Below are 22,915 nucleotides of genomic sequence, written 5' to 3' on the forward strand. Positions count from 1 at the left end.
CACGCGGCCGCGGACGCGTCAAGGCGTGCAGCGCGGCCTTCCGCGAGGTCTGGAGGTGATGCTCGACGCCCCCGCTCGTCGAATGCACGTCCACGACTTCGGCCGTCACAGCGCGAGCAGGCCGCGCGCCTCGTCGAGCGCCAGCGGCTGCGCGCCGTAGCTCGCCGCGCCGACGCCCCAGCGCGCGAAGCCGGCGGGCTCGGACGGGTCGGCGAGTCCGGCCGCGTGGCTCCACCACCCGGTCACGCCGAGTCGCTTGCCGCGGGCGTACGGCGACACCGGCGTGACCGCGTGTACCGTCTCCGCCGCGACGTTGAACACGATCAGCGTATTGAATGACGGCACCACCTGCGCGCCGCTCGGGCACCACACGAACTGGCCGCCCCACGACGCGTCCCAGTCGCGGGCGAGGTGCCACACGAACGCGACGGTGCGCGCCAGCTTGTGATCGGCGTGCGGCGCGGCGAAGTCGCCCGCCACGTAGCGCGTCGCCCCGAGCTCGAGCGGGCCGCCGCAGTCGCGGCCCGACAGCGCGGCGGCGAGGTCGCGGCTGGCGGCGGCGCCGAACAGCGCGCGGCAATCCGCGACCGCCGGGCCCGCGGCGTCGTCCTCGTCGAGGACGTGGTGGCGATAATGGGGGGAGCGCCCGAACGCCTCGACCACGCGCCAGCGGCCGGCGGCGTCGAGCGCCGCGCCGACGCGCTCGGCGAGGTCGCGGCGCATCGCGTCGCGGATGACCACGGCTCGCCCTGCCGCGAGCTGGGCGGCGATGTCGTCCTGCCGCGCGAGCACTGCCGGGTCGAGCGCGTCGGCCAGCGACGTCGGCCACGCCGCCGGCGCAGCCGCGAGCTCGCCCTCGCCGACGAGCAGCCCCTGGGCGACGAGACCGGCGACGGTGGCCGCCAGCGCGTCGAGCGAGCCTGGGTCGCCGAGCGTCGCGTGGGCCGCGGCGATGGTCCGCGGGGCCGCGAACGCGGCGAGCGTCTGGAACGCGCGCGGCTCGAGCGAGAAGGCGCGACGACCGACGAGCGCGACGACCGTCGCGTCGGGCCCGGGGCGGAACACACACGCGGGCGCGAGGACATAGGACGATTCCGGCATTGTCAACACCACCACGCTGCCCCCAATACCCGCCGCCGCGTCGTCGCGTCAAGCCGTGCGCGCGCGGGCGGCAACGCGCGCAATGATGCGTGTAGAAGCTCACGAGTCGATCGTGGCGACCGCGATGCGACTTCGCTGCCGACGACCTGTCGTCCTGATCGAGGAGCGCCGCACGGCCTGATCCGCATCCACGCACGATCGAGCATCGAGCACGATCGCCCGGGGCTGGGGCCGCGCCGGGGGCGGCGCGCCGCGAATACGGAGCGTGTCCGGGCAATTCGGCACCGGCACCTCCGCGGACGTAATCGACAGGAGACAAGCGACATGAGCGAGAAGACGAAACCCGTGGTCGAGGGCGTGAAGGAGATCGATCCGAGCAACATCCGCGACCTGTTCCAGCTCGAGACCCTGGCCCCGCCGAGCGAGGCCAACGGCATGAGCTGCTGCGTGATCATCTGCTGGACCAAGGTCCCGGGCCGGCCGAGCTGAACCGCCGAGAGGAGACGACTGACATGATCGAGACGACGGACCACGTGGTCGAGGGTGTGAAGCAGATCGATCCGCTCCACCTCCGCGACCTGTTCCAGCTCGAGACCCTGGCCCCGCCGAGCGAGGCCAATGGCATGAGCTGCTGCGTGATCATCTGCAAGACCTGGACCCCGGGCCAGCCGGGCTGAACCGAGGCGCCCGCCACCCTACCGCCATGACGATTCCACCCGACAATTTGACGGAGTTTCGCGACCACGGCGCGACGGTGCTGCGCGGCGTCATCCCGGCGGGCTGGCTGGCCCGCCTGGAGGCGGCGGTCGACCGGGTGCTCGCCGCGCCCGGATCGATCGCCGTCGACTACACCCCGCCGGACCGGCCCGGTCGCTTCTACAATGATTTCTTCCTGTGGCTGCGCGAGCCCGAGTTCGCCGCGTTCATCCGCGAATCGCCGCTGCCCGCGCTCGCCGCCGAACTGCTCGCCGCGCCGCGGGTCGGCTTCTTCTTCGACCAGCTGTTCGTCAAGGAGCCGCGCACGCAGGAGAGCATGCCGTGGCATCAAGACCTGCCGTACTGGCCGGTTCGCGACGACGCGCTCGTGACGATGTGGGTGCCGCTCGACGTCGTCACCCGCGAGAGCGGGGCGGTGGTCTACGCCCGCGGCTCGCACCGCTGGGGCCGCGTCGCCAAGCGCTGGCGATTCCCCCGCGACGGCGCGGCGCCGGCGAGCGCGGCCCCGCTCGAGGCCGAGGAGATCCGCGACGCTTCGTTCATGTACTGGGACATGCAACCGGGCGACGTGCTCGTCCATCACCCGCTGACCGTGCACGCCTCGGGCGGCAACACCACACCGACGACCCGCCGCCGCGCGCTCGCCCTGCGCTACTTCGCCGACGGCTGCGTGTACGAGCCGCGCGAGGGCGACATCCTGCAGAACCCGCGCGTCCGCGGCCTGCTGCCCGACCTCGACCTGGTCGCCGGCGAGCCGCTGCGCGGCCCGGCGTTCCCGATCGTGTGGCCTCCGGAGGTCGCATGACGCCCGCGGCGCAAGTCGACGTCGACGCGGTCACGGCCGAGCTCTACGACGCGTTCACGCGCCGGCACGCCCGCTTCGCCGCGACCAGCGAGACCCTGGTCGCGCTGTGCCGCCCGCTCGCCGGCGCGAGCGTCGTCGACCTCGGCTGCGGCACCGGCGTGACGACCCGCGCCCTGCTGCGCGCCGGCGCTTCCGCGGTCGTGGCGATCGACGTGTCGCCGGCGATGGTCGCCTGCGCCGCGCGCAACGTCGACGACCCGCGCGCGCTTCGTGTGCGCCTCGGCGGAGCGGTTCGATGCGGCGCTCGCCGGACCGGTCGACGTCGTCGTGTGCAGCGCGGCGATCTGGGCCATGGAGCCCGCTGCGGTCGCGTCGGCGGTCGGGCGAGCGCTCGGACCCGGCGGGCGCTTCGGCTTCAACGTCGCGCACACCGACGCGACGTCCGACCTGCACCGGCGCATGCGCGCGCTCGCCGGCGCCGCGGGGCTGCAGCCGGCCGAGCCGCGTCCGCTGCCCCGGCGCGCCGAGCTGCTCGCGGCCCTGACGATCGCCGGCCTCGAGGTGGTCCGCGCCGTCGAGTCCGAAGTGTTCGAGAGCGTCGAGAGTCAGCGCGACTTCCTGCGCCTGCCCGGCTCGACGTCGCGGACGCTGCCGCGGGTGCCGTACGCCGAACGCCTGCGCCTGCTCGACCTCGCGTGGACTGCCAGCGCGCCCGCAGGGGCGACGGTGCGGTGGATCCACGTGCTCGCGGAGCGACGACCATGAGCGCGTCCGTTGCGAACACCCCGCTCGTCGGCTTCGCGTACCGCCGGCACTACCGCGCCGCGCTGCACGAGGCCGAGCGCGGGCCCGACGTGCTCGAGCTGATGGCCGAGACCTTCGACCCGCGCCTGCCCGGGCGCGTCGACGACGTGCGAGCGCTGCGCGAGCGCTACGCCCTCGTCGGTCACAGCGTCGGCCTGTCGATCGGCTCGGTCGAGCGGCCGCCGCAGGCCTACCTCGACGGGCTCGCCCGCTTCGTCGAGCTCGTGCAGCCGCGGGTGTACAGCGACCACTTCGCCGTCACCTACGCCGGCGGGCGCGACCTCGGCCACCTGACGCCGATCTGGTACGGCGAGCAGGCGCTCGAGGTCGTCGTGCGCAACCTGACCGCGGCGCGCCGCCTGCTGGGCGTGCCGATCTGCCTCGAGATCATCGCCGAGCCGTTCGCCCTGCCGGGCGCGCAGTGGGATCAGGCCCGCTTCGCCGCCGAGGTCTGGCGCGCGTGCGGTTGCGGGATCCACCTCGACGTCACCAACGTCTTCATCAACGCCCGCAACTCCGGCCAGTGCCCGCGGGCCTTCGTCGCCGCCCTGCCGGCCGAGGCGGTGCAGATGATCCACGCCGTCGGCTTCGGCCGCTACGAGCACGGCGAGCTCGCCGACACCCACGACGAGGACATCCAGCAGGAGCTGTGGGACCTGCTCGCGTACACCTTCACGCGCGTGCGCCCGGCCACCGCGGTCATCGAGCGCGACGGCAACTTCCCGCCGTACGCCTCGCTGCTGGCCGAGGTCGATCGCATGCGCTCGCTCGCCGAAAGGCCGGAGGTCGCCCCGTGACGCCGCTGACTCTGTGCATGATCGTCAAGTTCCCGCCGATCCAGGGCGGCGTCAGCCAGCAGAGCTACTGGCTCGCCCACAACCTCGCGCGCGCCGGTCACCGCATTCACGTCGTCACCAACGCGCTCGAGGCCGCGTCCGACTATCGCATGTTCCTGCCGGCGGCCGAGCGCCGGCACCTCGAGGGCGAGTACCCCGGCGGCGGGTTCGTCCGCCTGCACGCCAGCGACGAGGCCGGCCTCGCGGGCAACTACATCCCGTACGCCAACCCGTACGTCAGCAAGCTGGCGGCGCTGGCCCGCGACGTGGTCCGCGAGCACGCCTGCGACCTGATCTGGGCCGCGTACCTCGAGCCGTACGGGGTCGCGGCGGCGCTGGCGTCGAAGCTGACCGGGGTACCTTACGCGGTGCGCCACGCCGGCAGCGACATCGCCGGGCTCGCGCAGCTGCCGGCGCGGCAGAACCTCTACCTCGACGTGTTCCGCCACGCGAGCCTGGTGATCACCGCGCCGTTCCTGCGCCCGACGCTCGAGCGCGCCGGCGTCCCGCACGCGCACATGTTCGCGGTCCCGCTCGCGGCGTACGCGAGCGCGGGGTTTCAGCCCGACGGTCCCGCGCTCGACGTCGAGGCGCTGCTCGACGAATGCGCCGGCGAGCGCGGGCCGTGGCCGCGACCGACGCGGCGCTTCGACCCCGCGCTGCCGACGATCGGCGTCTACGGCAAGGTCAGCGAGTACAAGGGCATGTTCGAGGTCGTCGCCGCGCTCGGCGAGCTCGCGGCCGCGGGCCGCCGCTTCAACCTGCTGACGCTGGTCGGCGCCCACGGGCCCGGGCCCGCGGCGCTGCAGCAGGCGGTCCTGCGCGCGGGGATCGCCGAATCGACGTACGCCCTGCCCTTCCTGCCGCACTGGATGGTGCCGCGATTCATCCGCACCTGCACCGCGGTGTGCTTCTTGGAGAACCGCTTTCCGATCGCCATCCACACGCCGCAGGTCGGCTTCGAGGTGCTCGCGTGCGGCCGCTGCCTGATCGTCTCCGAAGAGGTGCGAGCGAAGACGCAGCGGCGCGCCGATCTCGTCGACGGGGCCCACGCGCTCGTCGTCGACGATCCGACCGACGTCGCGCAGGTGCGGCGGGCGCTGACGCGGGTGATCGACGATCCTGTCGGCGCGCAGAGGATCGGCGTGCGCGGGCGCGAGTTCGTGGCCGGGCGGTTCACCGCGCCGGATGTGTCTGCGGTGGTGACGCGGCTGCGCCGCACGATCGAGGAGGCGAAGGCGATGTCCCTGGAGGGCCTGCAGCAGACTTTGAGCGAGCTCTACGCCGACCCGGCGCTGCGCGCCGCGCTGGCGACCGACGAGACAGCCTTGCGAGGCCGCGACCTCGACGCCCGCGAGCGCGCGGCGGTGCTGGAGCTCGCGCGCCGCCTCATGCCGCAGGTCGAGCGCTTCGGCCAGATGCTCGTGCACAAGCGCCTCGATTACTTCCTCGAGCTGTTCGGCGCGACCGCGCCGCACCTGCGATCGCACGAGGCCGCGGTGCGCGAGCGGTTCGCGCGCGAGTTCGACTTCCGCTGGCGCCCGCCCGCCGAGGACGTCGCGTACTTCGGCGAATTTCTGCGCCGACTGCTCGTCGCGCCGTGGCCGGCCCACCTGCGCGATCTGGTGCGCTACGACGAATGCCTGTGGCGCGCCGAGACCGCCGACGACGCCGCCGCGCCCCCGTTCGAGCGCCTGCTCGACATGCGGATCGCCGAGCCGCCCGGCCTCGGTGCCACCGTCCTGACGCCCGAAGATCGGGTCGCGCTCGCGCCCGGGGTGGTCGTCGAGCGCTTCGATCACCCGGTGCATCGCCTGGTCGCGCAGGGCCCCGGCGCACCCGTCGAGCCGGCCGCGACGGTGATCGCGTTCACGCCCCGACGCGGAGCCACCGCCGCCCGCGCGCACGTGATGAACGAGGAGCTCGTGCGCTTGGCGACCGCCGCCGGCGACGGACGCCTCGTGGCGGCGCTGCTCGACGAGGCCGCCGCGCGTCACGCCGAGCGCCCGGCCGAGGCGGTCCGCCACGCCGCCCTGCAGGCGTTGCAGTTGCTCGGCGAGCGCCACGTACTCGTGCGCGGGTCGCTTCGGCACTCGCGCTGATCCTCCGACGCATCGGGTCCGTGCACGCCGAGCGAAACGCCCATCGCAAGCGGTCCGCATCCGAACCATCGACGCCATCCGCAGCGTCACCGCGTGTCGGCTCCGGCGGAGCACGGCCTCCGATCCGTGAGCACCCCGATGTGGTTTCGCCCGGAGCTCTCGGCGCGTCGAGCCGACGTCCGGTCATCATCCGCTCGCCCGCACCTCGCTACGAATTCGCGGCGATCGACGCAACCGCGGACGCTACGAGGAGGGTTCTCAAGCAACCCTGCCGCTGCTACGTTTTTCACCGATGAAGTACGGACCCGGTGGCCTCACGCTTGCGGTGCTCGCGGTGTTTGCCTGCGGTGAGGACGGGCGACCGGGTCTCACTGGTTCGTCCGCCAGCGCGGGCACGACGGCTGCGACCGGCACGGACGCCGCCTCGTCGAGCGCGTCGGAGGTCCCGACGACGACCGGTGGTAGCGCGAGCGCGACGGAGTCGACCACCGACGGGAGCGCGACGACGCCGAGCACTGGCACATCGACGACCGCGACCACGACCGCGGCGACCACCTCGACGAGCGAGGCGTCGACGACCGGGGAGAGCGAGACGACCGGAGCGAGCGAAACGACCGCGGCCGGGTGCGAGGCTCAGCCGGAGGTCTGCGACGCGCTCGACAACAATTGCAACGACCTGTTCGACGAGGGTTGCGACTGCACCCCGCCCGACCTGGAGCTGGAGGCGATCGAGGGTTATACCGCGCGCGTCGTCTTCGACGTCCCGATGCAGCTCGGCGCGTATGGCTTTCTCGGCGACGTCGAGCGCGCGCTCGGCGAGTACTGGAGCGAGCCCGGAGAGGGCGTGCTGTTCACCGTCAACAACGCGCAGAACACCGCCAGCGGGATCGGCCTGCTCGATCAGGACGGCGGGTTCAAGGGCTGGCTGATCGATCCGACCGACGCCGCCCTGCCGATCAACCCCTACCTCGAATACGCCTACGGCGGGGTGCTGTACTCCTGTCACACGGTCAACGTGAACGAGTGGATCTACAAGATCTACCCCGACGGGACGACCGAGCAGGTGGTCCAGCACGGCAATTGCGAGGGCCTGATCTACGGCGACCGCGGCGACGGCACGGGCACGCTCTACGCGAGCCACTACGGCCTGGACGCGATCTACAGGATCGGCGAAGACGGCTCGCGCACGGCGCTGGCGCAGGGCCCGGATCTGGACGTCGTGGTCGACCTGGCGATCCCCCCGCCGACCTCGATGTTCAAGCCGGGGCTGTACGCGATCAACCAGACCCACCTCGGCGTGCATCGCCTCGACGCCGCCGACGTGCTCACGCTCGATTACCCCTACTCTCTCGGCTTCGGCATCGGCGAGGAGATGAGCTTCGCCGGGCCCACGTCGGCGTTTCGTGATCACTTCTATCACCTGTCGGCGACGCTGCAGGCGGTCGTCCGGGTCGCGCCCGATGGCAGCTGGGAGACGGTGCTCACCGGCCCGAAGCTCAATTACGGCCTCTATTCGACCGGCGGGGTGTTCTCTTCCAACGGGGCGTTCTACTTCTTCACCAACGAGGACGCGCTGATCATGCGCCTCCAGGCTTGCAACATCGCGGGTCAGTGAACGCTCGCCGGGAGGCGACGGCCCCTCGCGGCGAGGGACCCACCTATCGCCGGCGGGCGGCTCCTCGCACGCGTGCGGCGTCCTCTCCCGGAGGCACGCCGAACTGGCGCCGGTACTCGCGGCTGAACTGCGACAGGCTCTGGTAGCCGACCGCGAAGCCGACCGAGGTCACATCGGCTCCGCCCGCCAGGAGGCGCGCTCGTGCCTCCTGCAATCGCAGCAGCTTGTGAAATTGCAGCGGGCTCATCGCGGTCGCCTGGCGAAAGTGGCGGTTGAAGGTCGGCTCGCTCATGTGCGCGACGCGTGCGAGCTCCGCGATCCGCACCGGCTCGGCGAAGCGCGCCTGCAGCAGATCGATCGCCCGACTGATGCGCGCCAGGCTGCTGTTCGCCAGGCCGATGGTGCGCAGCGCGGCGCCGTGCGGGCCTCGCATCACGCGCCACACGATCTCGCGCTCGATGGCCTCGGCGAGCACGGGGATGTCGGCCGGCTCCTCGACCAGGCGAACGTAACGGCGCAACGCGTCCAGCAGCTCGTCGGAGGCCTTGCCCGTCGCTACGGCCAGCGGCGTCGCTCCGAGCGGCACGTCGGGCGCCTTGAGCAGCAGCGACGCCACCAGCACCGGTCGCAGCAGCAGGCCGACGGCGAGGAACGGCTCCCGCGCGCTGGCTCGCGTGATCTGGCCGGGCAGCGGCGCCTTCATCGACGCGACGAGGAGGTCCCCGGCGCCGCACTTGAAGGCGTGGGAGCCGAGGGCGCTACGCTTCTCGCCCTGCAGGACCACCGCGATCAAGGCAGTCATCGACTCTTCCGTGGCGTCGTTCGGCCTGCTCGTCTGCGTCGAGCGCCCCCATCGCAGGTGCGGCAGCTCGCTCGGCGGCTTGCCCTTCCGCGCCAGCCGGTCGACGAGCGCACGAAGCTCGGTCAGGGCGTCCATGCGGCGTGCATGCCTCGTGCGCAGGGTATCGCGCAACGGCTGCGCGCGGGCGGCGCTCGTGTGATTGATTCGGGCATCAAATGGTGGCCGCGTCGAGGACGAACCGGTAGCGCACGTCGTTTCGGATCATCCGCGCGTAGGCATCCTCGATCCCGGCGGCGGAGATCGTCTCGATGTCCGCCACGATGCCGTGTTCCCCGCAGAAGTCGAGCATCTCCTGGTTCTCGCGGATGCCGCCGATGGCCGAGCCCGCGACCCGCTTGTTGCCCATGATCAGCGACAGCCCGGAGACGGCCGACGGCGCGGTGAGGCCGAGGACGACCAGCGTGCCGAAGGGCTTCAAGGTGCCGAGATAGGGCGCGTAGTCGTGCTGCGGCGAGGCGACGGTGTCGAGCACGAGATCGAAGCGGAACGCGAGCCCGTCGAGCGCGTCGGGCTCGGTCGTGAGGACGAAGTGTCTGGCGCCCAGGCGCTGCGCGTCGGCCTCCTTGGCGCGCGAGGTGCTCAGCATCGTGACCTCGGCGCCCATCGCAGCGGCGATCTTAACCGCCAGGTGACCGAGCCCCCCGAGGCCCACGACGCCGACGCGATCGCCCGGCTTGACGTTCCACTGACGCAGCGGCGAGTAGGTGGTGATCCCGGCGCAGAGCAGCGGCGCCGCGGCCGCTGGATCGAGCGAGGACGGGATCTTCAGGACGAACGCCTCGGTCACGACGATGTGCTTCGAGTACCCGCCGTAGGTGACCGTCTTTCGATCCATCTCGGTCCCGTTGTACGTGCTCGCGGCGCCCTTCTGGCAGAACTGCTCGTGCCCCTGGTGGCAATAGAAGCACTCCCGGCACGAATCCACCATGCCGCCGACGCCGACGATGTCCCCCGCCTTCACGCGCGTGACCTCGGCGCCGACGTGAGCGACGCGCCCGACGATCTCGTGGCCGGGCACCAACGGATAGCGCGAGCGCCCGAGCTCGTTGCGCACCTGCATGATGTCCGAGTGGCAGAGTCCACAATAAAGAATGTCGATAGCGACGTCTCGCGGCCCAGGCTCGCGTCGTTCGACGGCGAACGGAGCGAGCGGGCGATCGGCAGCGGTGGCAGCGTAGGCAGCGGTCTTCATCGGCGTCTCCTCGGCGGTAGCAGCACCGAAAAGGTAGGCAGGAGGGCCGCCGCCCGCGCGCCAGTTCCGAGCAATCTCTTGCCTTTTTCGCTCACGAGCGCACGGCTTCGGCAGCCGCTGCGCGAGCCAATGCTCTCGCGGGCGGAGGCGGGATTCCTCGCATCTTGCTCGCGCGGGCTTGACCTTGACCCTGGGTCAGGGTTCAAGCTTCTCGCGTGAGCACCAGGCAAAGGACAACCTCGGTGAGCCCAACCTGGTCCCGCATGGTGCGGTTCGAACACCCGGCAATCACCGTCACCCCCGTCCTGAACGACTCCCACGACAGCCAGCATCCTCGGCGGCAGCTCCTCGCCGAACCCGGACCCCGCCGATGAGCAAGGGCGTCACGATCAGCCAGGCGGCGACGTTCGCCGGCGTCACGGTGAAGACCGTGCGGCACTACCACAAGCACGGTCTCGTCGAGGAGCCGCGACGGGACAGCTCCGGCTACCGGCGGTACGGATCGGCCGACCTGCTGCGGCTGGTCCGGGTCCGGACGCTGGCCGCCGCCGGCGTGCCGCTGGCCGAGGTAGGTCCGCTCCTCGACGCCGATCCCGAACAGTTCGCCGTCGCCATCGCCGATGTCCAGCGCCGCTTGAGCGAGCAAATCGAGGCGCTGATCGCCCGACGCGACACTCTGGACCGACTCGCCGACGGCGACGGCGTCCTGCTGCCCGAGCGGGCGCGCGCGTTCCTGAGCCGACTCCCCGACTTCGGCCTCTCCCCGGACGACGTGTCGAAGATTCGAGAGGGCCTGGTGCTGACCCGAGCCCTGGTCCCGGGCGGCTTCGACGACTACCTCACCCGGGTCGAGCACGCCCTCCACGACGCCCGTTTTGTCGCCCTGGCCAAGCGTTCCTGGGAGGCCGAGGCCTGGGGACCGGACGACCCTCGTATCGAGGAGCTGGCGACCGCCACGGTCGAACACTTCCTCGCCAACCCCGAGTTATTGGCGATCCTGACCAGCCTCCAGGGCCCCTCCGACGACGACGCCGCCCGGTACAGGATCATCAGCGATTACGGCAACGATCAGGCCCCGGCCTTCGCTCGGCTGACCCGGCTGATCGAGACGAAGCTCCGCGCCGCCGGCGTACCCATCCCGCGCTGATCATCCGCGTGGCCGCCGCGGACTCTCGCCGCGGCGCTCGGTCCCGCGAATGCGATCCGCAGAGCGTGGAGGAGCTTCGCATCGCCCGCCGATCGCCGCTTGACCTTGACCCGAGGTCAACGCGCACACAGGACGTCATGAGCGATACCTCATCGACCGACCTGGTTCCCATCCCGCACGGCCTGCCCATGGAGCGCGATGCGGGTCCGTTCGACCCACCGCGCGCCATCACTCGGCTCCGCGGAGCTCGCCCTGTCAGTCCCATGATCTTCCCCGACGGCCACGAGGGCTGGCTCGTCACCGGCTACGACGCGGTCCGTCAGCTCATGGCCGACACCCGCTTCAGCTCCCGCCAGGACCTCGGTGTTCTCCACGTGCCGTACGAGACCCCCGGCATGCCCGCCCCGACCGAACCGTCCCCGCAGGTGCCGGGCCTGTTCATCGCCATGGACCCGCCGGACCACACGCGGCTGCGGCGGATGCTCACCGGCGCCTTCACCGTCAAGCGCATGAGGACGCTCGAAGAGCACATCGTCACCATCGCCGAGCGTCAATTGGACCATCTGGCTGGCCTCACCCCGCCGGTCGACCTGGTCCAGGAATTCGCGCTGCCGGTGCCCTCGCTGGTGATCTGCGAACTGCTGGGTGTCCCCTACGCGGACCGCGACAACTTTCAGGTCAACACCGCCAGGTTCTTGCTCAAGGACGTGCAGCTCGACGAGAAGATGGCCGCCTACGGCGCACTGACCACGTACCTCTCCGAACTGGTCACGCGCAAGCGCGCCGCGCCCGGCGAGGACATCCTGTCCGATCTGGCGCGCCACGACGAACTCACCATCGAAGAGCTGACCGGCTGCGCCTTCTTGCTGCTGCTCGCGGGCCACGAGACCACCGCCAACATGCTGGCCCTGGGTACCTTCGCGCTCCTGGAGCACCCCGAGCAGCTGGCCGAACTGCGCGCCGACCCGGAGCTGCTGCCCGGCGCCGTCGAGGAGCTCATGCGCTACCTGTCCGTCGTCGACATCCTCTACCGCTATGCCACGGAGGACCTCGAACTCGGCGGCGAGACGATCCGCGAGGGCTCGACCGTCGTCGTCTCGCTGTTGGCCGCCAACCGCGATCCCCGGCGCTTCGACGACCCCGACGCCCTGAACATCCACCGCAACGCCCGCGGCCACCTGGCCTTCGGCCACGGCTGCCACCAATGCCTCGGCCAGCAATTGGCCCGCATCGAAATGCGCGCCGGCCTGGCGGGGCTGCTGCGTCGCTTCCCGACCCTCGAGCTCGCCATTCCTGCCGGCGAGGTGAGACTCAGGACGAACATGCAGATCTACGGCGTCCACGAACTGCCGGTCACCTGGACCGAGACGGCCCGGTGAAGCGTCGGGCGAGCGCTTCCTTCTCGAGATCGACACCGGCGCGATCGATCTCGATCGCGTCGGTCCGCACCCACGCCTCGTCCGCGGTGACCAGGACCTCGGCCTCACGGCCCCGGTCGGGCATGCAGCGGCGCGCACGCGTGACGCGGCTCGCCCGGGCCTGGACCGCCGAGCGGGCGCGCGCAGCTCGAGCGGTCGCGCGAAGCCTCGCGTGCGCCCGGCGGCCAGTCTCCCGCGCGTCACTTGCTCGGTGGCTCGATGGACCGGAACGGATGTGGCCGCCGTAGCTCCAGCGTGCGCGCCTTGCAGCGAACGGCGATGCCGCGATCCCCTCTCCTCCGGGCTCGCGGACACCCCGCGCTCGACGGGACCAGGGGCCTCTCGTAGGCTCCGCGCATGCGACTCTTCACTGGCTTCGCCCTGATTTGCGCCGCCTCCTCGGCCTGCTCCCCGCAGGAGAGCGGCAGCGCCACCGACTCGACCGCGACGACCGACTCGACTGCGACGACCGACTCGACCGACTCGACCGAGTCGGCCGCGACGACCGACTCGACCGACTCGACCAGCACCAGCACCACCGCTCCGACCGGCACCACCGCTCCGACCGGCACCACCGACCCGACCAGCACCACCGGCACCACCGACCCCACCGCCGCCACCAGCACCGATCCGGGCACCGACACCGATGAATCCTCGAGCACGACGGGAGCGCCCGTCGACGAGGATTGCGCCTTCCTGGTCGGCAGGGTCTTCCTCAGCGACGAGGAGCTCGAGTGCGGCAAGGGCCCAACGGCGTCGAGATGTGCCCCTGGCAGCTCACCTTCACGGCCGACACCTTCGATCATCAACTCTCGGACTTCGGCCTGCAGGGCACCTATACCTGCGTCGATGGCATCATCGACGCGGTCGACATGCAGCAGCTTCCCACGGCGGCACCATCGACGCTGCCACCGGCGAGCTCGTCTGGGACCAGATCGTCTATCACCCCAAGGGCGGCTGAGGCTCGCACCATCCGCATGGGGATCCGCCGCCGTGCCGGCGGGTCTTCCGTCGCGATTCATCGCAAACTCGCAGATCCGGCGTCCTCGACGCATGGATCGCGGCCCATATCGATCATGGACTCGATTCGAAATGGACTCCCCGAAGCTCGCGGTCGGGAACATCTTCGGCAACGCGAACTTCATCCGCGCAAACGTCGGGTCGTTGCGGTTCAGGTAGGCGAGCTGCCAGTGGTGGAAGCCCCGTGCCCGGTAGGCGAGCTCGACGTACTGCGCGAGTGTCAGGTTCATGTCGACGATCCACGGGTCTTGCTCTTGCTGAAGGAGCCATACCCGGTCGCTCAAGGCGCCCGAAGCATCCTCGCGGAGCAAGGCGACCAGGCCCCAATGGTACTCGAAGGGGTAGAACGCGCTGACGTCGACTGGCTGCCCATCGATCTCGCAGGATTTCAACGCACTCTTGTATCCAGCGTCGGGTGCCCGGTTCTGGAGGATCATCGACCCGATGTCGAAATAGGCCATGTCTCCACTGAAGAGCTCGTCCAGAAAGCCGAAGCTGTAGCCCTGGTCGAGATAGTTCGACCGGATCCACGCGTCGGCTTCCAGCGCGCGCGCCAGGGCCGAACCAGGCGCAAGATGCCACGAGATCTTCACCCTCGACAGGCTCGCCAAGCACGCGCGAAGACCGTCGGTCAGGCGAATCGACCAATCCGCGATCTCGAATGCGAGCGCCTCCTCATCCGGCGTCACCACCACGGGGGCGTCGCGCATCTGAATTCCCTCGGACGGGATCGTTCTAATCAGGTCGCTGTAGCGCGCGTGCACTGTCATGGCGGCCATCGTAGAGTCGGAGTTCCACTCGCTGTCAACAGAAATCGCGGGAAACCCAGCGGCGAGCGCGTCCGGTCGATCGATGTGTGAAACACCTGTAATGGAAGTCACTGATCATCATCAGAATGATCCTGACCCGGAGACGACACACTCGATACAGCCGCCGTCGCGTAAGACACGCCGGCTTTGCCGATCGGCACGAGCACAATCATCACACTGCCCGCAAGTGTGCAAACTGCAGCGACCGCGATGACAGGACGCTGCGTCTCCTCTGCCTCACAATGCATTGCCACGGGTCGGATGGATGCGCAGGCGCGCCGTCGTCGAGCTGTAGAGCGACTCTCGACGCATCCGAGAACGCGCGGCCGCCGGCGAGCGGCCGCGCTCCGGACGCACCGAGCGCTCAGGCGCCGTGCAGATGCCCCATCGTCAACACGGCGCGGAACCTCGCCTTGTTCGTGATCATCCGCTGATAGGCCTCTTCGGCCTGCTCGAGCTTGAAGGTCTCGATCATCGGCTTGACGCCCGCCTGGGCTGCGAACGCGACCGTCTCCTCGGAGTCGGTGGCGACCCCGCTGTACCAGCCCCTGATCGACCGGCGGCCCATGATCAGCGGCATCGCCCCGATCGTGATCGCGTCGTGCGGCGCGGCCGCGATCATCAGCTGCCCGTCGATCCCGAGCCCCGGGATCAGCGAGGCGATCGCCGCGCCGCTCGGCGCCGTCGCCAGCGCGACCTTCGCCCCGCCGAGCGCCTGCAGTTGCTCGCCGAGGTCACCGTCGTTCGTGTCGATGTACGCGTGCGCCCCGAGCTGCGTGGCGAACGCCCGCTTGTCCGCCCCCCGCGACACCGCCACGGTTTCGAAACCCATCTTGGCCGCGAACTGCACCCCGAGGTGCCCGAGCCCGCCGATGCCCTGGATCGCCACCACGTCGCCGGCCCGCGCTGCGGTGTGGCGCAGCGCGTTGAACACCGTCAGCCCCGCGCACAGCAGCGGCCCCGCCTCGGCGGCGTCGACGTCCTTCGGCAGCCGCGCCATGCTCTCCGCCGGCGCGATCATGTGGCTGGCATAGCCGCCGTCGTGCGTGATGCCGGTGACCCGCGACGTCGTGCACATCGCGAAGTCCCCCTTGCGGCAGGGATGACAGCTGTAGCACTGCCCGCCGTGCCAGCCGACGCCCGCCCGGTCGCCGACGGCCCAACCTTCCACGCCGGGCCCCACCGCCTCGACCGTGCCGACGACCTCGTGTCCCGGCACGCGCGGGTACGGGAGCCCCTGCCAGTGGCCCTCCTTGACCAGCGCGTCGGAGTGACACACGCCGCACGCCTCCACGCGCAGCCGCACCTGCCCCGCTCCGGGCGTCGGCAGCGGACGTTCGACGATTTCGAAGGGGCCTCCGCCCCGCGAGACCTGCACCGCGATCATCTTGCTCATGGCGTCTCCTCTGTGGCCCCGATCGTCGCACGCTACCAAGCCGGGCGCGGGCCTTCGGATCGAAGAGACCGCCGGCCTCATGCGGCCGAACCGCGACTTCGAGGGAAAACCATGGAGATCGCCCGCAACCTCCCTCGCAGGCGCCTCCAGGACACCCCGAAGCACGAGGAAGGGGCCGTCCCACGCGCCGCTCTCGCCGCGCTCGCCGCGAGCCCCGACCGAACGAGGATGAGCACTCGCTCGAACTGTCGAGCCTGCCCGATCCCATCCCGAGGCTCGCGCGTGGACATGAGCAAACACCCGAACGCACGAGCCCGGCAGCGCTGCAGCGGGAGGCCACCGGCCCGCGCACGACCCGCACCGGCCCCGAAGGAGCCTTCGCGGAACCGGCCCGAAGCCTCATGACCGCTGCAGACCATCGCTCGCCGCGCCGGTGTCCGAAGACGAAGGCCTGTCCGCGGCGACAGGACGGGCTCAAGCTCGCCCGCGTGGGGTTCGCCGAGATCGACGCACGTTCCTCGCCCGCGGGCCGGTCGGAAACGGACGGCAAGCGGCCTCAGCGTCATTGCGTGGCCGCGCTCTAGCCCCTGAAACGACGGTCCCAGGTATACTCCGCGCGCCATGTCCCCCCTGACCCGGAGGCCGCGTCTTGGTGAACACCGAGCCGAGCGCCACGCCGAGCCCCGGAGGCGAGCTGTCCGAGCTGTGGCTCGGGCGGCTGATCGAGGAGCGCTACCGGATCGTCGAGGTCCTGGGCGAGGGCGGCATGGGGGCCGTGTTTGTCGCCGAACACCTCAAGCTGCGCAAGCTGGTGGCGCTGAAGACGATCCGGGCCGAGTTCGCCGGTGACGGGCAGGCCGAGGCGCGGTTCGCCCGCGAGGCGCTGGCGACGGCGCAGATCGATCACCCGCACGTGGCCAGCGCGATGGACTACGGCCACCTGCCCGACGGCGGCGCGTACCTGGTGATCCAGCTGGTGCGCGGCGAGAGCCTGGCCCGCCGGCTCGAGCGCGGCCCGCTGCCGTGGCGTCAAGTCGCCGAGCTCGGCGGTCAGATCGCCGACGCCCTGGCCACCTGCCACGCCGCCGGCATCATCCACCGCGACCTCAAGCCCGACAACATCCTGCTCGAGCAGCGCGACGACGGCTCGTTCCACGCCCGCGTCGTCGACTTCGGCATCGCCCGCCTGTCCGGAGAGACAGGTGACGGCGCGGTCGTCGACGCCAGCCAGCCCATCACGCGCATGGGCGCGATCATCGGCACCCCGGGCTACATGGCGCCCGAGCAGGCGGTCGGCCAGACCATCGACCACCGCGTCGACATCTACGCGCTCGGCGTGATCCTCTGGGAGTGCGCCACCGGCCAGCGGCTGTGGATGTCCGACAGCCTGACCGGGCTGTTCGCCCGTCAGCTCGCCGGCGCCGCCACCCCGCTGCGCGACATGCTCCCGGGACAGGTCCCCGAGGCCCTGTCCGATCTGACAGCCCAGCTCATCGCCGCCGACCCCGCCGTGCGCCCCGGCGTCGTCGCCCTGGTGCGCGACGAGCTGCGCCGGATCGCCTTCAGCGGCGATCCGCTGCTCAGCACCGCCCCCGAGCTGCGCGTCTCGGGCGCGCCGATCAGCATGTCGCACGCGCCGACCTCCGCCGGCTGGTCGAGCGCCGGGCCGCGGCCCGAGTTCTCCACTCCGGGCGGCACCCTGATCGCGGGCCCGCCGGGGCCGGCGCCGCTGGGGCTGCGCCTGCGCGCGCTGGCGATCCAGCGGCCGCAGCTGTTCCGCTACGGCGCCCTGGGCCTGGCGCTGCTGGTGCTCGTGCTGGTGTATCAGTGCGGCCGCCACAGCGAGCCCGTCCCGGAGCCGGCCGTCGCCGCCGCCCCGACGCCCGAGCCCGAGCCGAGCAAGCCGGGCAAGGGCAAGCCGAACAAGGGCGAGGCCAAGACCGAGACGAAGCCCGAAGCCAAGGCCGAGCCGAAGCCCGAGCCGAAGCCCGAGCCCGCTGCGCCGCCGCCCGCCGACGTCACCGAGATCCCGGCGGCCTTCGCCGACGCCGCCCAGACGCTGCTCACGGGCAGCGGCAACAAGGCGCGCAAGAAGGCGGCCGAGGCGATCACGAAGGCCAGCGAGGCCGACAAGGCCGCCATCCCCGAGTACGTCCGCAACCTCGCGTGGCTCGAGAAGCTGTCGCGCTGCGAGGACAAGCGCAAGGTCCTGCTCAAGCTCGAGGAGGCCGGCGACCTGCGGGCGCTGCCGGGCCTGCAGATGGTCGCCAAGACGCCGAAGAACGGCTGCCGCGAGTGGTTCACCGCGAAGGACTGCATCGCCTGCCTGCGCGAGGACCTCGGGCGGGTGATCGGCCGCTTCGAGGCCCAGGCCGAGGGCTAGCCCGCGCCGCCGCCTCGGCGGCCGGGTCTCGCAGGCCGCCGAACCTAGGCGGCCGCCTCCATGCTCTTCGCCAGGCCGCGGATGAACTGCTCGAAGCTCGACGCGCACGCCTCCGGCCTGTAGGAGGCGGCGCCCGTCGTGACGCGGAAGACGGGGCAGTCGCCCTCGGCGTCGAGCTTCGAGATGTCGAGGAAGTACAGGTCGCTGTGGACTGTGCTCCGCGCGATGACGACCCAGTCGTTCTGCCAACCCGCCTGCCCGCCAGGCTGCTCCGCGGCGAGCCGGGCGGCGGGGAAGAGCCGCACACGTTCGGCCGGGGTCACGGTCTCGACGTCGACGGGATCGGACTCCTGCAAGAACCCCCGGTAGCGCGACGGGATCCTGAGCTCACGGCGAAGCTCGTCGATCATCGCAGGAGCCGCCCTGCCGAACCTCGTCGGGATGCCTCGTCGGGTGAAGATGTCCTTCAGCGCTGCAACCGCATCAGCGAGCTCAATGTCCATCGAACGTCGTCCTCCTGTTCGCGGCATCATACCCGTCGCGCGCGGGTGAGCTGACGGAACATCGAGGCGAAGCGCGCCTTGGAGGCTCCCTCGCGGCCGACCCGCAGCTCGCCGTGGATCGCGGACGAGTCACGGGCGATCTCGCAGTCGTCGCAGACGACCCGGCGCGCGTCGGCCCGGCGCTCGCATCGCTGTCACAGCGGCGGACAGATCACCGCGATGTCGAGGTCGCCCGGCAGCAGTCCGCCGTGGGCGCCGGGGCAGACCAGCTCGCCGTTCGACTTGTAGCACTTGCTGAGCGGATCGCTGAAGCCGGGCGGCGGCGTGTTGACCCCGGGCGTGCCGCAGTCCGGATCCGGCAAGTACCCCTCCTCCTGCTCTTCCGGCGGGTGCTCGAGCGGCCAGCGGGCCAGGTAGCCGAAGCGAATGTACGTACCGATGGTCGCGGCCGCGTAGGCGTACGTGTCGTTGTTGCGGAACGCGAAGTTGTTGTGCCAGCAATCGTCCTCGCGGTCGTTCTCGTACGAGGCGAAGTGCTTGATCTTCTTCAGCCCGTAGCCCTTGTCGGTGACCAGCTGGCCGGCGCACAGCGCCCCGTGGCCGTGGGTGTGCGTGTCCATGATCGGCGACAGCCGCGGCGTGGTGTTCTGCCACGGCACGAACATGTGGTGCATCGATTCGTGGAGCACCAGCCGCGGCACGTCGAACGCCTGGCTCGGCGTCGAGTAGGCCTTGTCGCACAGCTTCATGTTGCTCTTGACCGCGTGGTGACCGCCCGGCCGCGTGGTGTTGCAGATGTCGCCGGGGCCGTCGGGCGTGCACTCGATGTCGAGCTGCAGCCCGCCGACCTCGTGGTCGTGGAAGATCTTCCACAGCCGCGCGTAGGCGATCCGGATCGCCTGCAGGCGGTACTCCGCGTAGGGCCCGAAGTAGAACTCGAGCGCGGTGTTGGGCCCGACGTCGTCGCTCTCGTAGCTCATCAGCCGCTCGCCGCTCTCCGACCCGCCCTGCGCCGCCCACAGGAACGCGCGCTGCTCCGGCGGGCTCGAGGCGACGAAGTCGAGCATCTGCCGCACGCGGAACAGGTCGTGGTTGGCGCGCAGCCAGGCGGCGCGGGTCTTGGCGCACTCGTCGACCGTGCAGCTCGACAGCGGCGGGAAGCTGACCGCCACCGGCGGCACCTCCGAGGCCAGCTCGTAGGCCAGCGCGTCGCAGTCGGCCTCGCGCGCCTGCGGCACCTGGTCGTCGATCGCCAGCGTCGCCACCGGACCCGCGGCCTCGTCGCGGCGGTCGAACACCGACACCATCGTCAGCGCCGCCCCGCCGAGCCCGCCCGCCGTCGGCTCGCGGCTGTAGGTCTTGAGCACGACCACCTGGTCCAAGGCAAGGTCGTCGGCAGCACCAGCTCCGGCTCGCCGCCGCCGCTCCCGGGCGCGTGGGTCAGGCGCACGGTCAGCGCGCCGAGGTCGAGCGCGACCTCGCTGACGCCGTCGGCGATGCGGTGGATCTGGGCCCCGCGGACCGGCACGCGCACGTTGAGGAGGCGGCCCGCCGCGCGCGTGTCGAAGTGGAGCGCCGGCCGCCCGCCGCGGGCGCGGATCTCCGCCAGCAGCTCCGGCAGCCCGGCCGGCACCGGCAGCTCGGTCTCCTCCTCGTGCGGCTCCAGCTCGCGCTCGACCGCGCCGACCTGCGACGGCTCGCTGCACGCCAGGTCGCCGACCAGGTACGGCGCCTCGATCGTGGCGCTCGGCAGCGGCAGCGCGCCGGTCTCGTCGTCGCTGCCGCCGTGCTCGTCGACGTCGTGGACGTCGACCCCGGAGCAGGCCAGCGCGAGGCACAGCGGCGCGAGCGTGCGGAGCAGCCGGGGATCGACGACGCCTCCGCGCCTGTGGGTCGCACTCATGACATTCACTCCTGGTTGCGAAACGACGGCCCCGCGGCGGCGGGCGAATGGGCCGCCGGCGGCGCTGCTACGACTCGACGAATGGGCGACAGGCTAAGCGAGCACGCGAATCGAGGTGTGATGAATGGCCGCGTCGGAGCGGCGCGGGGCATTCAGGGCCGAATGCCGCGAGGGTGCAGGCTGGACCGCGCGTCGAGCCGGCGAAGCGCCGATCCGACGGTGGGCGGCGCACGGCGTCGCCGCGTTCGTGGTGGTCCGATCATTGGCCCGCTCGCGCTCCTCTTTCTCCGCGCACTCCGACGCGGCCACCGAACATGGTGGGCCGCGTCCCGGCGCCGGATTTGCCGGCGGGTGGGGCGGATCACGCGCCGGACCGGCGACGCTTGCTCGCTTGCCCGCGCCGGCGCGGCCGTCCGCGGTGGCACGATCGAATGCGGCCCGGCGTCGTCGTTCGTCCGCGGTCGCCGGCCGCGCACCGCGACCGTGATCCAGCGCAGAGCGGCGGGGCCACGGGCGCCTCGCCGGGCCGGTCGCGGCGCTCGCCCGGAGCGGCGGACGCCACGCAGGCCGTCGCGGCCGACGTCGCGCCCGCGCGTGCGATCCCGGCGGACCGCGGCGCGCCTTCAAATCGTCGTGTCACGACCTCCTGGCATCATTGGCCAGGTGTCGGGCCCACTGGCACGATGTCGCAATGCGACAGGGCCGGACGACTCGCTGGACGAGTCGCCCGGCCCCAGGTCCCTGACGCCGAGCGGGCGTCAGGCGGTCTTGCGCGCGGCCATGTACGCCTCGGTCAGCGCCGGGTCGGCCGCGATTTCGAACATCATCGCCTCGAGCTTGGAGCGGTCGAGGCCGTGCTTGGCGAGCACGTCGTCGGCGTGCTCGGGGTCGGCCGCGATCTCCTTGGCGACCGTGGCGGCGATCTGGACCTTCTCCGAGCCCGGGTCGGGCTTCGGCGCCTCTTCCGGCTTCGGCGCCGGCTCCTCGGTCTTCACCTCGGGCTTCGGCGTCTCGGTCTTGGTCACGGTGGTGGTCTTGGTCTCGACCTTGGTCGTCTTGGCGACCTCGGTCTTCTTGCCGTCGCCGCCGCAGGCGGGCAGCGCGAGCGCGAGCGCGCCCAGCAGCACGGCGAAGCGACCGGCACGGAGGAATGAATGCTTGGATTGTGCATGACGGTGGCTCCTTTCTTCACTGCGGCGCGGGGGCGGCCTTGTCCTTCTTCGCCTCGGCCTTCTCGGCCTTGGCCTCGATCTTGGCCTCTTTCTTGTCCTGACGCTGCTCGAGCTTCTCCTCGCGCTTGTCGAGCTTCTCGACCTTCTTGTCGAGCTTGTCCTCGGCCTTCTCTTCCTTCTTCTCGAGCTTGTCCTCGGCCTTGTCGAGCTTCTCCGCGGCCTTGTCGAGCCGCTGCCCGAGCGCCTCGAGGCGCTTCTTCTCGATCTCGAGCCGGGTCTTCTCCTCGCCGGTCGCGGTCGCCAGCTTGCTGTCGATCTCGCGCAGCCGCAGCTCGACCTGCCCGCTCTTCTCGGTGACCGCCGCCGACGACGACGCCAGCTTCTCCTGGCGCTTCTCGTGGCGCTCCTTGGCCACCAGGACCTTCTTCTGGCCCTTGGCCACCAGCTCCTGGCGCTTCTCCATCAGCTTCTCGCGCCGCGCACGGTACTGCTCGGACAGCGCGTCGAGCTTGGTCTTGAGCTTGTCGGCCTCCTCGGGCGTCAGCTCCTTGGCGTCCTCCTTGCGGTCCTTGAGCTTGGCCGCCAGCTTCGGCCCGCGCAGGCCGCTCGCCACCTGGACGCGGACCCACTGCCGAAGCCCGCGTGGGCCTTGCCGCGCTTGGCGGTCGCGTCGGCCTCCTCGGCGACGAGGTCGCTGGCCTCGCCGGCGCCGAGCCCGACCTCCTGCGTGACCGTGAGCGCCTCCTTCAGGTCGGCCTCCGGCACGCCGGCCGAGCGCGCGTCGGCGGCGGCGAGCGGCAGGTCGATGACCGCGAGGATGTCGTCGTTCAGCGCCTCCTCGTCGGAGACCTTGATGTTGGCCGACGCCGACGCGGTGGCGACCGGCGTCGCGGCCGCGGTGACCGGCGGCGGACCGGGGGGCAGGTCGGCCCGTCCGGCCGCCGGCAGCAGCAGCGCCAGCGCGAACGCGCCGGCGGAGACACTGACTGTGTGCTTGTGCATGTGGTTGAACTCCGGCGCCGAGGATAGACGACTTCGCGCAGACGCGAAAAGCCCCGCCGGGTGCGGCCGCGGCACGACGCCTGCGGGCCGCAGGCCCCGAACCGAAGCGCCGCAGCCCTGCCAATTGT

21 protein-coding genes and 1 pseudogene are annotated in these 22,915 nt (G+C 71.2%); 11 read left to right on the forward strand and 11 right to left on the reverse strand.

The features are described from left to right. Window positions 1-105: 105 nt before the first annotated feature. The gene (locus OV079_RS21675; RefSeq protein WP_267770767.1) at window positions 106-1,116 is read right to left on the reverse strand and encodes a 2OG-Fe(II) oxygenase family protein; all 1,011 of its coding nucleotides are present in this window, start codon (window positions 1,114-1,116) and stop codon (window positions 106-108) included. A 309-nt stretch (window positions 1,117-1,425) separates the two neighbouring features. On the opposite strand from OV079_RS21675, the gene OV079_RS21680 reads away from it, so the two are divergent. From OV079_RS21680 to OV079_RS21710, 8 genes and pseudogenes are all read left to right on the forward strand, one after another. After that, complete coding sequence (locus tag OV079_RS21680; RefSeq protein ID WP_267770768.1) at window positions 1,426-1,590, forward strand: hypothetical protein; 165 nt, start codon at window positions 1,426-1,428, stop codon at window positions 1,588-1,590. 23 nt (window positions 1,591-1,613) lie between these two features. After that, a complete protein-coding gene (locus OV079_RS21685; protein ID WP_267770769.1) occupies window positions 1,614-1,778 on the forward strand; it encodes a hypothetical protein in 165 nt (54 codons plus the stop codon). A 26-nt stretch (window positions 1,779-1,804) separates the two neighbouring features. Next, window positions 1,805-2,623 (forward strand): phytanoyl-CoA dioxygenase family protein, encoded by an 819-nt coding sequence (locus OV079_RS21690; protein WP_267770770.1) that lies wholly within the window; start codon window positions 1,805-1,807, stop codon window positions 2,621-2,623. Beyond that, window positions 2,620-2,865 (forward strand): annotated as a pseudogene (locus tag OV079_RS58310) (class I SAM-dependent methyltransferase); the annotation flags it as partial. The gene OV079_RS21690 and the pseudogene OV079_RS58310, both read left to right, overlap by 4 nt. Before the next feature lie 28 nt (window positions 2,866-2,893). Continuing rightward, on the forward strand, window positions 2,894-3,388 hold the full coding sequence (locus tag OV079_RS21695) for a class I SAM-dependent methyltransferase (protein WP_267770771.1): 495 nt from the start codon (window positions 2,894-2,896) through the stop codon (window positions 3,386-3,388). Then, window positions 3,385-4,224, forward strand: a complete 840-nt coding sequence (locus tag OV079_RS21700; protein WP_267770772.1) for an MbnB/TglH/ChrH family RiPP precursor modification enzyme — start codon at window positions 3,385-3,387, stop codon at window positions 4,222-4,224. The genes OV079_RS21695 and OV079_RS21700 overlap by 4 nt, the downstream gene beginning before the upstream one ends. Next, window positions 4,221-6,365, forward strand: a complete 2,145-nt coding sequence (locus OV079_RS21705; RefSeq protein WP_267770773.1) for a glycosyltransferase family protein — start codon at window positions 4,221-4,223, stop codon at window positions 6,363-6,365. Before OV079_RS21700 ends, OV079_RS21705 begins: the two co-directional genes overlap by 4 nt. Window positions 6,366-6,657: 292 nt before the next feature. Continuing rightward, on the forward strand, window positions 6,658-7,980 hold the full coding sequence (locus OV079_RS21710; RefSeq protein WP_267770774.1) for a hypothetical protein: 1,323 nt from the start codon (window positions 6,658-6,660) through the stop codon (window positions 7,978-7,980). 43 nt (window positions 7,981-8,023) lie between these two features. Here the strand turns inward: OV079_RS21710 and OV079_RS21715 are convergent, their stop codons facing one another. Both OV079_RS21715 and OV079_RS21720 read right to left on the reverse strand, forming a co-directional pair. Beyond that, a complete protein-coding gene (locus OV079_RS21715; RefSeq protein WP_267770775.1) occupies window positions 8,024-8,917 on the reverse strand; it encodes an AraC family transcriptional regulator in 894 nt (297 codons plus the stop codon). Window positions 8,918-8,993: 76 nt separating this feature from the next. After that, window positions 8,994-10,034: an NAD(P)-dependent alcohol dehydrogenase gene (locus tag OV079_RS21720; protein ID WP_267770776.1), complete on the reverse strand. Its 1,041-nt coding sequence runs from the start codon at window positions 10,032-10,034 to the stop codon at window positions 8,994-8,996. A gap of 370 nt (window positions 10,035-10,404) precedes the next feature. Between OV079_RS21720 and OV079_RS21725 the strand changes: the two genes are divergently transcribed. Both OV079_RS21725 and OV079_RS56140 read left to right on the forward strand, forming a co-directional pair. Beyond that, window positions 10,405-11,181 (forward strand): MerR family transcriptional regulator, encoded by a 777-nt coding sequence (locus tag OV079_RS21725; protein WP_267770777.1) that lies wholly within the window; start codon window positions 10,405-10,407, stop codon window positions 11,179-11,181. A gap of 137 nt (window positions 11,182-11,318) precedes the next feature. Next, window positions 11,319-12,560 (forward strand): cytochrome P450, encoded by a 1,242-nt coding sequence (locus OV079_RS56140; RefSeq protein ID WP_420829530.1) that lies wholly within the window; start codon window positions 11,319-11,321, stop codon window positions 12,558-12,560. Window positions 12,561-12,799: 239 nt separating this feature from the next. Here the strand turns inward: OV079_RS56140 and OV079_RS21735 are convergent, their stop codons facing one another. Then, window positions 12,800-14,500, reverse strand: a complete 1,701-nt coding sequence (locus OV079_RS21735; protein ID WP_267770779.1) for a hypothetical protein — start codon at window positions 14,498-14,500, stop codon at window positions 12,800-12,802. Window positions 14,501-14,792: 292 nt separating this feature from the next. Beyond that, entirely contained in the window at window positions 14,793-15,824 is a 1,032-nt protein-coding gene (locus OV079_RS21740) for an alcohol dehydrogenase (RefSeq protein WP_267770780.1), read from the reverse strand. A 652-nt stretch (window positions 15,825-16,476) separates the two neighbouring features. Between OV079_RS21740 and OV079_RS21745 the strand changes: the two genes are divergently transcribed. Continuing rightward, complete coding sequence (locus OV079_RS21745) at window positions 16,477-18,207, forward strand: serine/threonine-protein kinase (protein ID WP_267778612.1); 1,731 nt, start codon at window positions 16,477-16,479, stop codon at window positions 18,205-18,207. Between the two features lie 44 nt (window positions 18,208-18,251). On the opposite strand, the gene OV079_RS21750 is transcribed toward OV079_RS21745, so the two are convergent. The 6 genes from OV079_RS21750 to OV079_RS21775 all read right to left on the reverse strand — a co-directional run bounded on the left by OV079_RS21750 (window position 18,252) and on the right by OV079_RS21775 (window position 22,787). Beyond that, complete coding sequence (locus OV079_RS21750; RefSeq protein WP_267770781.1) at window positions 18,252-18,617, reverse strand: SMI1/KNR4 family protein; 366 nt, start codon at window positions 18,615-18,617, stop codon at window positions 18,252-18,254. Window positions 18,618-18,904: 287 nt separating this feature from the next. Next, window positions 18,905-20,092 (reverse strand): hypothetical protein, encoded by a 1,188-nt coding sequence (locus tag OV079_RS21755; RefSeq protein ID WP_267770782.1) that lies wholly within the window; start codon window positions 20,090-20,092, stop codon window positions 18,905-18,907. Beyond that, window positions 20,020-20,613: a hypothetical protein gene (locus tag OV079_RS21760; protein WP_267770783.1), complete on the reverse strand. Its 594-nt coding sequence runs from the start codon at window positions 20,611-20,613 to the stop codon at window positions 20,020-20,022. The genes OV079_RS21755 and OV079_RS21760 overlap by 73 nt, the downstream gene beginning before the upstream one ends. Window positions 20,614-21,371: 758 nt before the next feature. Next, on the reverse strand, window positions 21,372-21,740 hold the full coding sequence (locus OV079_RS21765; protein WP_267770784.1) for a hypothetical protein: 369 nt from the start codon (window positions 21,738-21,740) through the stop codon (window positions 21,372-21,374). Between the two features lie 61 nt (window positions 21,741-21,801). Further along, window positions 21,802-22,398, reverse strand: coding sequence for a hypothetical protein (locus OV079_RS21770; RefSeq protein WP_267770785.1), 597 nt, complete (start codon window positions 22,396-22,398; stop codon window positions 21,802-21,804). Then, window positions 22,326-22,787 carry a hypothetical protein gene (locus tag OV079_RS21775; protein WP_267770786.1) on the reverse strand — a complete coding sequence of 154 codons (462 nt, stop codon included), beginning with the start codon at window positions 22,785-22,787 and terminating at the stop codon, window positions 22,326-22,328. The genes OV079_RS21770 and OV079_RS21775 overlap by 73 nt, the downstream gene beginning before the upstream one ends. Window positions 22,788-22,915 lie beyond the last annotated feature (128 nt).

It is taken from the genome of Nannocystis pusilla (assembly GCF_026626665.1).
GTDB classification, from domain to species: Bacteria; Myxococcota_A; Polyangia; order Nannocystales; family Nannocystaceae; genus Nannocystis; species Nannocystis pusilla.